This window comes from Actinoplanes oblitus (genome assembly GCF_030252345.1).
GTDB lineage: Bacteria > Actinomycetota > Actinomycetes > Mycobacteriales > Micromonosporaceae > Actinoplanes > Actinoplanes oblitus.
In genome coordinates this window covers 1370620-1384573 of the sequence record NZ_CP126980.1, presented here as the reverse complement: position 1 = coordinate 1384573, position 13954 = coordinate 1370620, and the positions used below count along the sequence as shown (strand labels likewise).

General features: G+C 69.3%; 17 protein-coding genes. All 17 read right to left on the bottom strand.

Annotated elements, in window-relative coordinates; genetic code table 11:
• Positions 1–16 precede the first annotated feature (16 nt).
• Entirely contained in the window at positions 17–1987 is a 1971-nt protein-coding gene (locus Actob_RS06280; protein WP_284919104.1) for a phage tail tape measure protein, read from the bottom strand.
• Positions 1988–2139: 152 nt separating this feature from the next.
• Positions 2140–2553, bottom strand: a complete 414-nt coding sequence (locus Actob_RS06275) for a hypothetical protein (protein WP_284919103.1) — start codon at positions 2551–2553, stop codon at positions 2140–2142.
• On the bottom strand, positions 2553–3041 hold the full coding sequence (locus Actob_RS06270) for a hypothetical protein (protein WP_284919102.1): 489 nt from the start codon (positions 3039–3041) through the stop codon (positions 2553–2555). The genes Actob_RS06275 and Actob_RS06270 overlap by 1 nt, the downstream gene beginning before the upstream one ends.
• The gene (locus Actob_RS06265; protein WP_284919101.1) at positions 3038–3448 is read right to left on the bottom strand and encodes a phage tail tube protein; all 411 of its coding nucleotides are present in this window, start codon (positions 3446–3448) and stop codon (positions 3038–3040) included. Before Actob_RS06265 ends, Actob_RS06270 begins: the two co-directional genes overlap by 4 nt.
• Positions 3449–3520: 72 nt before the next feature.
• The gene (locus tag Actob_RS06260) at positions 3521–3739 is read right to left on the bottom strand and encodes a hypothetical protein (protein ID WP_284919100.1); all 219 of its coding nucleotides are present in this window, start codon (positions 3737–3739) and stop codon (positions 3521–3523) included.
• Position 3740: 1 nt separating this feature from the next.
• Entirely contained in the window at positions 3741–4496 is a 756-nt protein-coding gene (locus tag Actob_RS06255) for a hypothetical protein (RefSeq protein ID WP_284919099.1), read from the bottom strand.
• 3 nt (positions 4497–4499) lie between these two features.
• A complete protein-coding gene (locus Actob_RS06250) occupies positions 4500–4925 on the bottom strand; it encodes a hypothetical protein (protein ID WP_284919098.1) in 426 nt (141 codons plus the stop codon).
• A gap of 13 nt (positions 4926–4938) precedes the next feature.
• Positions 4939–5814 carry a head-tail connector protein gene (locus tag Actob_RS06245; RefSeq protein ID WP_284919097.1) on the bottom strand — a complete coding sequence of 292 codons (876 nt, stop codon included), beginning with the start codon at positions 5812–5814 and terminating at the stop codon, positions 4939–4941.
• On the bottom strand, positions 5815–7398 hold the full coding sequence (locus Actob_RS06240) for a hypothetical protein (RefSeq protein WP_284919096.1): 1584 nt from the start codon (positions 7396–7398) through the stop codon (positions 5815–5817).
• Position 7399: 1 nt separating this feature from the next.
• A complete protein-coding gene (locus tag Actob_RS06235) occupies positions 7400–8098 on the bottom strand; it encodes a hypothetical protein (protein WP_284919095.1) in 699 nt (232 codons plus the stop codon).
• Positions 8099–8185: 87 nt separating this feature from the next.
• Positions 8186–9022 (bottom strand): hypothetical protein, encoded by an 837-nt coding sequence (locus tag Actob_RS06230; RefSeq protein ID WP_284919094.1) that lies wholly within the window; start codon positions 9020–9022, stop codon positions 8186–8188.
• The gene (locus tag Actob_RS06225; protein ID WP_284919093.1) at positions 9022–9798 is read right to left on the bottom strand and encodes a hypothetical protein; all 777 of its coding nucleotides are present in this window, start codon (positions 9796–9798) and stop codon (positions 9022–9024) included. The genes Actob_RS06230 and Actob_RS06225 overlap by 1 nt, the downstream gene beginning before the upstream one ends.
• Positions 9799–9869: 71 nt before the next feature.
• Positions 9870–10130: a hypothetical protein gene (locus Actob_RS06220; RefSeq protein ID WP_284919092.1), complete on the bottom strand. Its 261-nt coding sequence runs from the start codon at positions 10128–10130 to the stop codon at positions 9870–9872.
• 118 nt (positions 10131–10248) lie between these two features.
• Positions 10249–11694: a phage major capsid protein gene (locus tag Actob_RS06215; protein ID WP_284919091.1), complete on the bottom strand. Its 1446-nt coding sequence runs from the start codon at positions 11692–11694 to the stop codon at positions 10249–10251.
• A 7-nt stretch (positions 11695–11701) separates the two neighbouring features.
• On the bottom strand, positions 11702–12529 hold the full coding sequence (locus tag Actob_RS06210) for an HK97 family phage prohead protease (RefSeq protein ID WP_284919090.1): 828 nt from the start codon (positions 12527–12529) through the stop codon (positions 11702–11704).
• The gene (locus Actob_RS06205; protein ID WP_284919089.1) at positions 12526–13755 is read right to left on the bottom strand and encodes a phage portal protein; all 1230 of its coding nucleotides are present in this window, start codon (positions 13753–13755) and stop codon (positions 12526–12528) included. The genes Actob_RS06210 and Actob_RS06205 overlap by 4 nt, the downstream gene beginning before the upstream one ends.
• Positions 13755–13952, bottom strand: a complete 198-nt coding sequence (locus Actob_RS06200) for a hypothetical protein (RefSeq protein ID WP_284919088.1) — start codon at positions 13950–13952, stop codon at positions 13755–13757. Before Actob_RS06200 ends, Actob_RS06205 begins: the two co-directional genes overlap by 1 nt.
• Between the last annotated feature and the right edge of the window lie 2 nt (positions 13953–13954).

Sequence of the window (13954 nt, the reverse complement as noted above, 5' to 3'; positions counted from 1 at the left end):
GTTCACCCCCTGGTCGTCATGCGGTTTGCAGGAGATTCGCCGTACGCATCAGCTTGCGCAGCCAGCGGACCATTTCGGCGTCCTGGCCGGTGACGTCGATCTCCAGGACGAACCGGCCGCCGCCAGCGCCGGCCCGGTTGAGCGGCGTCACCTGGGCGCCGCGGTTGAGCGACAGCAGCTCGGGGCCGCGCTCGCCGACCATGGCCAGGCCGGCCCCGGTGATCGTGCCGCCGTTCGCCAGGTACGGGATGTCGGGCACGGACCAGCCCTTGCCGCCCATCCCGGGAACCCAGCTCGGGGCCTGGAAACCCAGGCTTCCGACCGTGCGGTTCCAGAATCCGGCGACGGAGTTGAACGCGCTTCGCGCGCTGCTGGCCAAACCGTCGAACGTAGAGCGCAGTTTCGCGCTCACTCTCCCCGGAATGCCGACGATCCAGTTATACCAACTGGTGACCTTATTCCGGACGGAATCGAATGCGGAGGCCGCTTTATTGCGGATCGCATTCCAGCCATTCGAGAACAACGAGGAAATGCGGCCTGGGATAGCGCCGACCCAGGAAACGAATCCGGCGATTTTCGTACGGATCCACGTCCAGGCGGTCGACGCGGCCGAGGTGATCTTCTGCCAGGTGGACACGAAGAATCCGGCGAACGGCCCAGCGAACCAGGCTCCGACGGCCTTCAGGAATCCCCACACTCCGGCCCAGATCGTCTGGAAGAACCGGGTTTTCGTGGCGAGCAGGACGACGATTGCGACCAGGGCGATGATCGCCAGGACGATCCATGTGATAGGCGACGTCCAGAGCGCCAGGTTCAGGACGGTCTGGACGGCGGTCCAGACCTTCATCGCGGTCGTGATCGCGTAGATCACTCCGGCCAGGATGCCCAGGCCGGTCGCCAGCGGCACGACCCAGGAACTGTTACGCGACAGCCAGCCAAACGTCGCCTCGACGTACGGGACGGCCTGGGCCAGCACGTCGATCAGGGCGCCCTGGGCGCGGCGCTTGAACGCGTCGAGCTTGGCGCCGGCGGATTCCTCGAGCGCGTTCCCGGCACGGTCCGCGGCGCCGGCCACGTTGCCCATCTCCGTCGACGCCTTGGACAGGTCCATCCCGTTCAGCGCGGCCTGGAGATCCTCGGACTTGGTGCCGAACAGCGCGGTCGCCGCGGCGGTCTTCTGGGCGCTGGGCGGCATGGCGCGGAGCTTGTCGAGGACGGTCCCCAGGGCGGCCGAGGCGGTCGGGCCGCCCTTGGCGATGTCCGAGGTCATCTGCTTCGCGTCCAGGCCCAGGGCCTTGAATCCGGCCGCGGCCTTGGCGCTTCCGCTCGCGCCGATCAGGACGAACTCTTTCAGCGCGTCCGCGGCCACGTCGGAGTCGCGAGCTCCAGCCTTGAGCGACTGCGACAGCAGGCCCATTGCCTGGGGCCCGCTGATGCCCAGGGCCCGGAACTGAGTGCCGTACTCATTGAACGTGTCGAGCAGGTCCTGTGACTTGTTGACGCCGCCCTCTACGCCCTTCTGGAGCAGGTCGAAGCCTTCCTCGGCAGACTGGACCAGGCCGGTCCGGATCATCTGCGAGACGGCCGCTGAGACCCGTCCGGCGTCCTCTTCCATCTCGGCGCCCAGGTTGGTGATTTTCGAGGCGACGGCGTCGATCTGGGCCGAGGACGCGTCGGGCGGGACCAGCGCGTTCTGTAGCGCGGCCTTGACCGCGGCGTTCGCTTCCTCGATCGAGCCGACGACGCCGCTGGCGTAGACGTCCCCGGCGGCCTTACCGGCCTGGGCGGCCGCGGGTGTTCCGGCGCCGAGCTGGGCTTCCAGCAGGGCCGAGGTTTTCGACTGCTCCAGCATCTGGGCGACGCCGGCCGTGAGCGCGGCGCCGATTGCGACGCCGGCCACGGCGGCCGCTCCCTTGATTTTGTCGAACGTCTTACTCGCCTTGTCCTTGGCGAGAATGTTGAAAACCAGGCTGGTATCGCTCGACATGCGGCCGCCCCCTTTCGCCGGTCATTCGTCTTTGTCTGGTTTCTTATTCGCCTGGTCGACGAACTCGCACAGCTGGTCGAACTCCTCGACGGTCAGCTGTTCGATTTCCCAGGGGCGGATTCCGAGGTAATGCGCGAACAGGCCGAGCCGGGTCAGTCGGCGCTGTTCGAGGTCGCTTTTCCCTCGTCGGCCTCGCTCGCCATTGCGTCCGTGATCTCGATGTCCAGGGCGGTCAGCATCTGCTCGCGGTCCGACTCGGGAATGTTCGCCTTGGCCAGCCGGTCGCGCAGCATCACCAGCTCTCCGCGGGAGTGCTCGACCTTCAGCTCACCCATGCAGAAATCGGGAACGTCCTCGATCCGCATCGCGGGGTGTTCCATGCTCATCAGGTGCCACAGCAGCACGCGCCGGGCGCGGCTGTCGCCGGACTGGACGCCGGCCCGGAACTGGTCCCAGTTGGCGCCGTAGCGCTTCTCGATCATCTCGGCCTTGGACTGCCGGACGCGGTCCGGGTTGAACTCCCAGCGCTGCTGGTCGCCGTCCTCCGGGCTGTACGTGACGAACATCAGACTCTCCTCGTGATCCGTCGGGCGGCGGCGCCCATGGCGCGCACGACGGCCGCGCGGGCCTCGGGGGCGCTCTGCTCCATGGGCTGGTCGAACCAGTCGGGGCGACCCATCTGGGCCACCCAGGTGTCGCTACGGAAGACCCGGCGGCGCCAGCCCTTCGCGCTGTTGGTGCGCTTCGGCGCGTTGGCGAACTCGCGCGGCATCCCCTTCTTGGTGGCCTTGACCCGGGCGCCGGTCGAACGGCCGGTGAGGCGGGCCTCGGCCTTGACGCCGCGGGCGATCGTGGCGCGCAGCGGAGTCCCGGTCGAGTAGAGGCCGGACGACGCCATCGACATGATGCTGGACTTGGCGGCCGCGGCCGCGGGCTGGAGCGCGCCGCGCATCTCCTTCGCCAGGTCGCGGCGCAGCTTCTTCCCGTCGGCCTCGGCGCCCAGGGCGGCGCCGAGGGCCTTCAGGGCGGAGGCGTCCACCTCCATCTCGATCATGACGTGGCGCGGGTCACGGCGCCGGAGGTCGGGAACGAGACGGAGACCTCGGCGACGTCGCCGACGCCGCCGGAGATCGGCGTCCATTCCTTGATCAGCACGTTCCCCGTGAACTTCGGGTTCGAGGTGCCGACCGACGCCTGGGAGATCCGGACCTCGAACGGGACGACCGTGCCGATCAGCGGGAACATGATCGCGTCGAGCGCGGCCGCGGCTGCGTCCTGCTTCAGGTCCAGGTCGAGGCCGCCGGACTGGATGCCGCCGAGGACTTCCTTCCAGCCGAGCGATCCGAACGTGGTCACTTCCTGCTCGTCGACCTCGATCTTCAGGGCCAGCTTGGAGCAGTAGCCGTGGATCAGGTTGCTGTCGATCGAGACGTAGCAGTCTTTGAGTACGCGCTTGGCCATTTCGGGGCCCTCCTTCGGGCATGACGAACTGCCCGGACGCCGGGCGGCGGACGGGACGCGGTGCGGTGTTACTCAGCCGGCGTCGGCCTGCTCCTCGTGGACCTGGGAGGTCGCGAGCAGGTCGGCGGCGGTCAGGATGATTGCCAGCCAGGACAGGCCGAGCACGAACGGTGGTTCGTCCTGGGCCCAGAGCACGGCGGAGACGGGCCAGCCGATGATCGAGCCGACCAGCAGGATCCAGGCGCCGATCGTGCGGGCTCGACGCCAGTCGGGGCGCTTTCGGCCGGCCACGTCAGGCCGGGCCGATTCCGGCGGACACAATGACCAGGAAACTCGGGCCGGTGCCGGAGATCGTCCAGGCGATCCGCCAGTAGTCGTCGGTGATCGCGCCGACGATCTTCGCGGTCTGGGCGTCGCGGGTGGTCGCCGCGGTGAACGTCGCGCGGTCGGTCGGCGAGGTCATGCCGCTGTTGTCGTCGGACTGGACCTTGACCGTGATGCTCGGCGTGGTGCCGGACGCGGACAGGACGTGCAGGTTCACGTACAGCGCTTGATCGGCGGCCAGGGCGCCGAGCTGGACGGCCGTGCCGTTGCCCGTCGACGTCCTGGCGGTGCCGGGCGGGTGCAGCGCGGCGCCGCGGACCAGCGGCGACGATCCGGTGGCGTCCAGCGACCAGGGGGCGACGTTGCCGACCTGGTCGCCGATCTGGTAGTCCCCGGCGAGCATGGTCGTCAGGTACGCCAGGTCGCCAGCGGCGACCGGGCCGCCGACTGGGCAGATCGTGACCGGGCCGATCGCGCCGAGCGCCGCCCAGGCCGCATCGTCGACCTTGCCCGGGTCGCCGGCCTCCCATTGGCCTTCGGCCGAGCACTTGGACGAGATGATCCCGCCGAGCACTTCGCGCCAGACCTCGGTCGCTGAATCCGGGTTGAACGCGGTCGACTCCTGCTCGTCGACCTCGGCCATCAGCTCGACCTTGTTATTGACCGACGTCAGATCGACGGCGTTCACGAAAAGGCGCGTGCCCTTGAGTACGAACTTGCTCATGCCCTACCCCTCTTCCGATCCGCCGATGACCTTGACTACGAACTCAGCGCCGAGGTACGTCGCGTCGCCGTGCGGGTAGTAGCGATATCCCCGGATGCGCTGGACGTGAAGGTCGTCGCACGCGCCGCCCAGGGTCTGGGCCTCGCCGGGCGTGCCCTCGATCGCTCGTTTGATGCTCTTCGGGCCGCGGCTGAGATAGGCGTTCAGCAGCTTCTGGCCGGCCTTGTCGTCCGAGCGGGACACCAGCACGCGGCACGTGGCGGTGATCTCGTCGTCGTCCCCGAACGTCGTGTCGTACGTGATGTCGACCTCTCCGGCGAGAAAGGCCGGTTCGCTGATCGAGTCGGGGACGTCGCCGTAGCAGGTCAGCTCGGGCAGTGCCGCGCGGACGACGTCGGCCAGGCCCTCGCGGACAGCGGTCAGATCCATCGGTCAGCGCTCCTCACGCGAACGAATGCAGGGTGTAGGGGCTGATCAGGGCCTCGACGTCGGGATCCCAGCGGGACAGCCGGATCGCTCCCCATTCGGCGCTACCGGCCACGCCCTGGGGGCTGTCCTTGCGCATGTAGAGCCGGTTCGCCAGGATCAGCGCCGCGCGGCTGATGTCGTCCGGGACAGCCGGCCATCCCCACTGGGCGGTGATGCGGACCTGGGAGGTCCACCAGCCGGATCCGATGGTCAGCGAGGTGATCGGGACGCCGCGGGCGATCGCGTTGTCCGGGCTCTTCCCGATCGTGCCGCTGGCCGTCGACCAGCTGGGGTCGGCGCCGGTCTCGACGACCAGGCCGTCCGTGCTGCCGATGTCGTCGACCATGAGCCGGCCGTCCCGGGTGACCCGGCCGGTCGTGCCGTAGATCCGGGCGGAGACGGCCGAGTCCCGGTAGAACCGGCGTCCGGCCTTCTGGTCGATCTGGCGGCAGGCCGCGGCGAGGCACGCTTCCAGGTCCAGGTCGTCGTCGGTGTGCGTGATCCGCCGGATCGCCTTGAACTGCTCCAGCGACGCGTAGAGCGTGGTCGAGTCCTCGTCGACCAGGGAAACGACCTCGGTGTATTCGGCCTGGGTCGCGGTGCCGTCGGTGCCCTGCCAGAACACCAGGTAGTCGCCGAGCTGCATCCCCGGGTCCGTCGACCAGGCGAACAGGTAGGTCCCGGTCGACGGGTGCGTGATCCCGGCGGACGTCGCGGCCTGGACGACCGTGTTATCCGAGGTGCGGGTGACCTTCACCGTGAGGCCGGTGACGTCCTCCAGCTCGGACGTCGAGTAGCTGTAGAAACGGGACTCCAGCGTCGCCGAGGTGCCGCGGACGATCGACGACATTCAGAACCTCCGGATGATGCGTAGCCGGTTCGGGTAGGTGCCTGTGCCGTTGACCGCGGACCGGCCGCCGAGGTCGGAGAACGTCGGCCCGTTGATCGTCTTGCGGCTGGAGATGAACCGGATCACGCCGGTCGCGTCGGTGCCGATGATGATCCCGTCGTGGTCGATCGTTCCCTCTTCGGGGTCGCTCTGATCGGCGTCGTGGAAGATCACGTCACAGGGCAGCTCCAGGCCGAGCGTCGGTTTCGTGCCGACGGCCTGGGTGATGATCTGGCCGGGCCCGCGGGGGCCGATGTCGGCTGTCCGGCGAGGGATGGACAGACCGTCGAACGTCGTCGGGTCGTTGCGGACCAGCGGCATTCCGAGGTGGAAGCCGAACACGCGGCGGACCAGGCCGGAGCAGTCGAGGCAGTGCAGCTCGGCGGGTTCGGCCGGGTCGTCCGGGTCGTCGCCGGGCCAGGTGACGTCGGTCCCGTCGTAGTCGAATGCGTCGGCGCCCTCGATGCGCTTGCCGAACTCGTCCAGCGGGCCGTAGCCGGCGGCGCCGGTGTACCACTTCGTACCGGCGGCGTTGAGGACGACCAGGGCGCCGGACACGTACGCCATGGCGTAGCTGAGGATGTCCGGCGACGTGTCGACGGTCCAGCGGCGCAGCAGGTTCCGCGTACGCCTGGACCAGGTCCCGTCGAACGGCGCCGGGAGCAGACGGCCCCAGGTGTCATGGGTGACGACCGGGGGCGCCGGCCAGGTCGCGACGACGGACAGGCTGTAGATGTCCGCGAATGTGGACGTGCCGCCGGTCCAGGTGTCGCCGACGATCGCGCGGAAGCCGACCCGGCCGATCGTGTTGAAGGTGTCCGTGGCCGAACAGGTCGGGCTGGCCGGTTCCGTGGTGCCGGAGCGCCACGCGTACATCGCATGATGTCCGGCGCCGTCGGTGGTCGCGCGGATCCAGAACCGTTGGCCGGCGGTGTAGCCGGTGGCGATCTGGACGGCCGAGGTCAGCGGGTACTCGACGCCATTGGTCCGGCGGGTCAGCTGGGCGAACACCGTGCCGTCGGTGTTAAACGTCAGCTTGGCGCGGTTGTGGTTCTGGACGCCTTCCCCGGTGTGCTCGTAGGCGAACAGCAGCGCGATCGAGCTGAAGTCGCCGACCGGGGTTGCCGAGGTGGTGACCTGGGCGCGGGCGTCGACGGTCTTCAGGGTGTCCAGGATCGTCGCGTAGCGGCTGCTGTCGATGCTGGACAGCCGGATCCGGGCCCGGCCCTCATCGCTCACCAGGGCGACGGAGTAGTCCGAATCGGCGCCGTTCGCGGTGGTCCAGTTCCCGCCGCCGGGCGACGATCCGAATCCGTTGTTCCAGGTGCGCCGGAACTCGTCGGTGAACGCTTCTTTCTGCTCCAGGAACGTCCGGGTCCGGTTCCGGTAGGTCACGGTCCGGGCGTTCTCGGTCAGCGTCGCCAGGACGCCGCGGCGGTCGCGGACGATCAGCCGGTTCGGGCCGGTCAGCCGCTCGACGGTCCAGTCCGAGGTAGCCGGCGGCCGCCAGACCGGCCGGGCCTGGGTCATGGTGTGGAGAGGCATGTCAGGCCATCCTCAGCTCGACCTGGACGCAGACAGCGTCCGGGGCGCCGCCGGACGACATGACCTGAGCCGACAGCGGCGTATTCGCGGCGATCTCGACGTTCTGGAGCGCCGGGGCGGAGATCGGGGCGCCCTCGCTGGTGATCGACAGGTCGATGTTCAGGACGGCGTCGTCGCCGTTGAAGACGTTGATCGTGGCGCCGGTGCCGCCGACCCGGGACGCCTTGACCGCGGTGATGACCATGTCCGACGGGGGGAACATGATCGGGACCGGGACGTCGATCAGGCTCGTACTGGCCTCGGCGCCGGTGAACGTGGCGACGGCCCAGAGCGTGGTTCCGAAGTATGTGATCGAGCCCTCGCCGACGTCGGCGCGGCAGTCGCCGGCCCAGACCGGATCGTCCGATGTCGGCACGACGATGTGATAGCTGTACGTCACTCCGGCGCCGGACTCGGTGACCCGGTAGACGGTGGCTGAGTCGCCGTTCGCGAGCTCGATCGAGCCCTGGCCGACCAGGTTCGCCGTCCAGGTGCCGGAGCTGGACGGGGTGACGACCGAGGTCGAGATGACCTCGGTGTCCCCGGCGGTGTTGAAACCGATGACGGGGGTGTCTTCGTAGTCGACCAGCTGGATCGTCACGGTCCCGTTCGTCGGGAACGTCCCGACCGGCGTGACCAGCTTGCCGTTCACAACCGTCACAGCGGCGCTCCCTTCGCGTGGTGGCCGTACCCCTCGGGAGGCCGTGAAAGTGGCTGAGATTTGCGCACAGCGGGCCGCGCGTGTGATCTAGGACAGGCCGACCCAGTACGCCACGGACAGCGCGGTCTGGGCGCCGATGTTGGACGGCATCGCGGTCGTGAGGCCGGTGTCGGCCGAGGCGAACCGGAAGTTCGGCGCGGCCAGGCCGGTGTTCGCGGCCGAGAGGCTGGTCCCGCGGGCGAACGTCGGCAGGGTCGACCCGTTGCCGTAGAAACCGACGTAGTAGTCCCCGGCGGCGATCGCCTGAGCCGAGGTCAGCGCCATCGTCTGGAGTCCGAGCGACGTCCAGGCGGTCGACTGGTCGACGGTCGAGGCGACCCGGGCGCCGGCCGCGGTGAACAGCGCGGCGAAATTTCGGCCGGTGGTCAGCGTGGCACCAACGGATGTGCAGTGCACGTGCAGGTTCGTGACGGTGATCGCCTTGGGGACCTTGATCCGGGCCAGGTAGAGCGTGCCGTTCGCGCCCAGGATGGTCGAGCCGATGGACAGCGCCGGGTCGAAGTTCCAGCCGAGTAGGCCGTGATCTCCGGCGCCGAACGCGGACGCCGGGTGCACGTGGTCCGCCGGGGCGCCCAGCAGGGACGTCCCGGCGGACGCGGTGCCGCTGGTGTTGGGGAGCGTGGTCGTGTCGGTCTGGGCCGCCCATTGCAGGCCGGTCGACTGGCCGCTGGCGGCCTTCAGGACGTGGCCGTTCGTCCCGGCCGGGAGGCGGGTGAACGCGTCGGCGCCGGTCGCCACGACCAGGTCGCCTTTCGCGTCCGCCAGGGCCTGGAGCACGGTGTCCCCGGGCTGGAGAACCGAGGCGTCGTATCCCAGCTCATTCGTCACGACGTTGACCGAGGTCGGATACGCGCCAGTAGCCATCAGACCTTCTCCATCTCCTTGTGCAGCCGGGCAAGCGCCAGCTGTTCGTCGAACGCGTCCTCATCGAGGAACGCCATTCCTTTTTCGTGGGTGGTCTTGACCGAGGTGTCCACGTGGACGGGTATGCCGCACGCGGCCAGCCGGACGCAGAACGACAGATCTTCGGAGAACCAGCGCGGGGCGCCGTTGAGCGCGCTCGGGTGCTGGGCCGGGTCGAACCAGACCTCTCCGAGCTGGGCCCGGACGGTCTCCAGGGCCGAGCGGTGCATGAGCAGGCACGCGGCGCCGGTCCCGGCGACCTCCATGACCTGGTCGCGCGGGTAGTCGAGGATCGGCCGGAAGCCGATCTCGTCGGCCTGCTCGACGTACTCATAGACGGTCGGGATGATCTTGAATCGCTCGGCGTAGAGCGGGGTCGCGCCGTTGCCGGTCCGGGCTCGCGCTCCGGCGAAACACAGGCCGCCGACGACGGGACGGGCCGACGGGTCCGCCGCGGCAATCAGCCGTTCCAGGGTGTCGCGCTCGAAACCCATGTCCGTGTCGATGAACAGCAGCCACTCGCCGCGGGTGTCGTTCAGGAATCCGCGGACGACCTTGTTCCGGTTCTGGGGGATCCCGCCGGAGCCGGTCAGCGCGCGGATCTCGCCGCGGCCGGATCGGGCGATGCGCTGCTGGCCGAACGCGTCGAACAGGTGCAGGTCGCGGTAGGACAGGCCGAAGCAGGCCGACCAGTGGCCGGCGTCGAGGAACCCGACGACTGCTGAGCCGGCCGCCACGGCGAGGCATCCCCCGACGTGGCGGCCGGCGGCCTGCTCGGGGCAGGCGCAGCGGCCAGTACGGTTCGCGGTCACGGGCGCCGGGTCGAGCGGCGCTGCTCACCAGGTGCTCGAGTAGCCGATTCGATCCGGACGGACTCCGGGGGAGGCTGCCGGGTCGTGTCGGTGTCCTCGTCGCTGACGAACAGCCACGGGTGGGCGCGGACGATCGGGTCGTCCTCGGCGTACCCCACGGCGGGGTCGGGCACGACGTGCGCGCCCAGCTCCTCGACGTAGACCGCGGATCGTCCGTCGCCGTTGTTCGGCTTGACTCGCAGGATCTTCTTGTCCATCGGGTCGGACTTCCTCACTTGCAGGGCAGAGTTTGCAGGGCATACGGACCGGCCGGGGTGCCCTGCAAGGTGCCCCCGGCCGGTCCGGTTCAGGGGCCGCCCAGGGGCGGCCGGCGGGTTACGCGGAGGTCTTGTCGACCAGCTCGCGGAACGCGTTGAGGTTGGCGACGTCGCCGCCGGTCCGCCAGTACGCGTAGTAGCCGCGGCGGCCGTCCGGCAGGTTGTTCGCCGTGTTGAACAGGTGCGGGATGAACTCGACGGACATGCCGCCGGGCTTGTCGACGACGACGTAGTTCTGGAAGTCACCGAAGACGATCTCGTCGTCCTTGGCCGTGGTCGTCTGGGTCGACGGGGCGTCGTCGGACTCGATGACCTCGTGGTTCAGCCACACCGTGGCCAGCGGGTCGCGCAGGTCGCCGGAGTAGGAAGAGCTGACCGCGGTGCCGAGGCGCTTGACGGCCGAGGCGTAGAGCGGGTTCGTCAGCCACTTGCCCCGGCGCCGGAAGCGCTTCGGCAGGGCCCGGTAGACGGCGTGGATGTCGACCTCGCCGATCGTCGCCGCGGTGGTCGAGACGACCTGGACGCCGCTGGACGCGGCGCACGCGGTGAAGATGCCCTTCGGCTGGCCGCTGCCGCTGCCGGTGGCGAACGCGGCCGCTTCCAGCCGGTCGCGGGCGTCCGCGAACAGCATCATGACGTCCTGCTCCAGGTTCGAGATGTCCTCGAACGCGGCGATCGACGCCTGGACCAGGGCCTGAGCGAAGTTCGTCGGGATCGTCACGCTGCCGACGGTCGGGGTGTCGTCGGAGACCTCGACCAGCTCGCCATCCCACGACGCGGTCACGCCGGCGGTGGTGACGCCGTGCCAGGCGGTGTAGCCCTGCTTCAGCTCGACGACCTTCGCGACCTGGCGGATCTCGTTGCTGGCGCCGTTGTTGGTCAGGATCAGGGTCGGGTCGAGGTGGGTCGGGAGCAGGTACCCGCCGTTGGTGTTCGAGCCGACGCTGATCGCGGTGCGCTCCTCGGCGTCGTCCTGGGAGAGCATCACGGCGGACAGCGCGCGACGCTCGGCGTCGTCCAGCAGCTCGGACCGGCCGAGCATGACCTTGCAGAAACCCGACTCGTACTCCGGGCGGGAGCGGGCGAGCAGCTGCTGTGCCCAGGCGCGGCCGCCGACCTTCTTGGAGTAGCGGTGAAGCAGGGCCTCGAAGTGCCGCTCATTCTCGGCGTCGATGCCGCGGTGCTCGTTCGCGCGGATGACGGACTCGACCAGGGCCTGGCGGCTGGCCCGGGCGCCGTTGCCGGGGTCGAACGGGTCGCGGCCGGTGCGGACCTGGGTCGCTCCCCAGCGGGCCCGGGACTCGGCAACGCGGGCCGCGCGGGTCTCGGCGTCGTTCTCCTCGGCCTGGGTGATCTGCTCGCGGACCTGGGTCTCTTCGGTGTCCAGCGCGTCCCAGCGGGTCTGCTGGTCGGCGGTGAGGTCGGCGGCGCCGGCCTCGGTGTGGATCTCGCGCCGCTCGGTGTTGATCGCGTCGAGCCGGGCGCGCAGTTCGGCCAGGTTCATGTCGGCCTTATCCCTTCAGGGTCGGGTACAGACGCTCGCGCCGTTGCGCGGGCGTGAGACCTGCCGAGTGGCTACGCGCCGAGTCGGTCGGTCGTGCGGTCGCGGGTCCGGGACCGGCCGGAGTGCCCTGCTGGGCGGGTCCGGCGGAGCGGAGTGCGGTGATCTGGGAGCGCATGCGCTGGACCCGGGACGGGTCGTTGCGCTCCAGCTGGTCGTAGTAGGTCTCGGTGTCCGACCAGCAGCGCATGCCAGCGGTTGCGGTCGGGGACGCCGGCCAGGTGACGGGGCCGGCCTCGAAGACGCGGGCCTCGCGGATCGTGCGCTCGGGGATCCCGTCCGGGTTGTCGTCGGACTTCTCGGGCTCCTCGTTCCACTCCTCGCGGATCACCTGGAACATGAACGACGACCCGTAGGCGGCCTCACGCAGCCCAGGGAGCAGGTCGCGGTTATACGACGTGTCCCACAGCCAGACGCTCGACCGGGCGCCGTCGGCGTCCTCGGCGATCTCGTCGATCGTGCCGAGCAGCTTCTGACCGATCGTCAGATCCTGCCCGTGATTGAACATCGTCTTGATGTTGTGGGCGTCGACGTTCTTCGCTTGGCGGTGGGCGGCAAAAGTCCGCTTGAACGCGCCGGGAACGGTGCGCTCCATGAACGAGCCTTCCCACCAGGAATCGATGCGATACCAGGTGTTGAACGGCGAGAAACGCACGTCCATCAGGCCCAGGCCCTCGCGCTCGGCCTGGGCGTCGTCGTCGGCTGCTCGGAGGTCGACACGGGCCAGCGTGGACCGAACCACGTGCAGGCCGGGGAGCGTGATCGTGGGGGTCGTCATTGGGCCTTGTCCTTCTCCTCGTCGGCGGGCTTAGTCGTGCCGTCGTCGGTCGCCGACTTGGGCAGGGTGAACGGCTTCTTGCCCCAGGGGACGGGGCCCTCGTCCTCGTCGTCGCGGACCTCGTCGATGACGCGGAATCCGTTGCGGAGCGCGATTTCGTACGCCCGGTAACGGTCCAGAGTGGTCATCTCCAGCAGTGCATCGCGGTCGATGCGGACGTATTGAGGCTTCGGGAGCATGTCCGAGAGAACGCGCTCCAGCGCACGGATCCACTGATTCAGCGTCAGCGTGAGCAGGTCGGCGTTTCGGTCGACGCGGTTGGTGTACGTCAGCGATCCGCCGCCGCCGGACGCGGTGTAGCCGAGCACTTCGGCGACGCCGGGCCCGAAGATCCGGGCGCACTCGGCGGCCGTCCATCCCTGGGTCTCCAGGAATTGCGACTCTTCGGGGGCGACCTGGATCGACTGGTATTTCCAGCCCTTGCCCATCACGACCGGTTCGCGGGTGCCGCGCAGGGCGGCCATGAACTTGTCCTTGATCGTGCGGGTCTTGGTGCCGTCGGTGTCGTTCAGGTCTTCCAGCTCGTTCGTGAGCAGGCCGCCCGGGTGGGCGCCGTCCTGGAACCACTGGAGTCCGAACCGGGTCGTCGTCAGCGACAGGCCGATCTGGGCGGCGTGCTGCTCGATCACGGACAGGCCGAGGACGCGGCCGGGCACGGGGAAGGCCCGGCGGTGCAGCAGATCGGCCGGGTTGTCGACCGGGCGGCCGCCGATCGACCACTGGATCCGGCCGCGGTCGTCGACGCGGCCGCGGACGTTGTCCGGGTGGTACAGGGCGACCTGGGTCGGATAGCCGCCCTGGGCGTTGCGGGCCAGGACGTCGCCGAACGCGTTGCCGCGCAGGATCAGCGACGCCAGGTACTGATACGACCAGTCGACCAGGCCGTAGCCGTCCCCGGCCGGGTCTTCCAGGTAGCCGGGCTTCGTGATCGCCTTGCGGGCGGTGCCCTTGCCGCTGAAGACGTCGATCGGCAGGTTCGACGTGAGGCCGCACAGCAGGTGGACGGCGGACCGTACGGCGACCGACTGGAGCGCGGTTTCACCAGCTGTCACGTCGACGGCGTTGTAGCTCGGCGTGCCGAGCGCCACGCCCTGGCGGCCGGGCAGCGCGATCCCGCGGGTCGTGGCGGCCGGGGGAGCGGCACGGCTTCCGAAGAACAGACCCACTAGGTCACCCTCCTATCGATGAGCAGCAGGAAGGCGCCCAGGGCGATCACGCCGAGCGGCACCCAGGCCAGGTAGAGGCCGAACGACACCAGCAGGGCGCCGGCCAGGCCGGGCAGGGTGCGCAGCGCGCGGCCGAAGTGCTCGGCGACTGCTCCGGCGATCCGGGCGCCGAGCTTTCGAGCTCCGCCACGGGTCATGT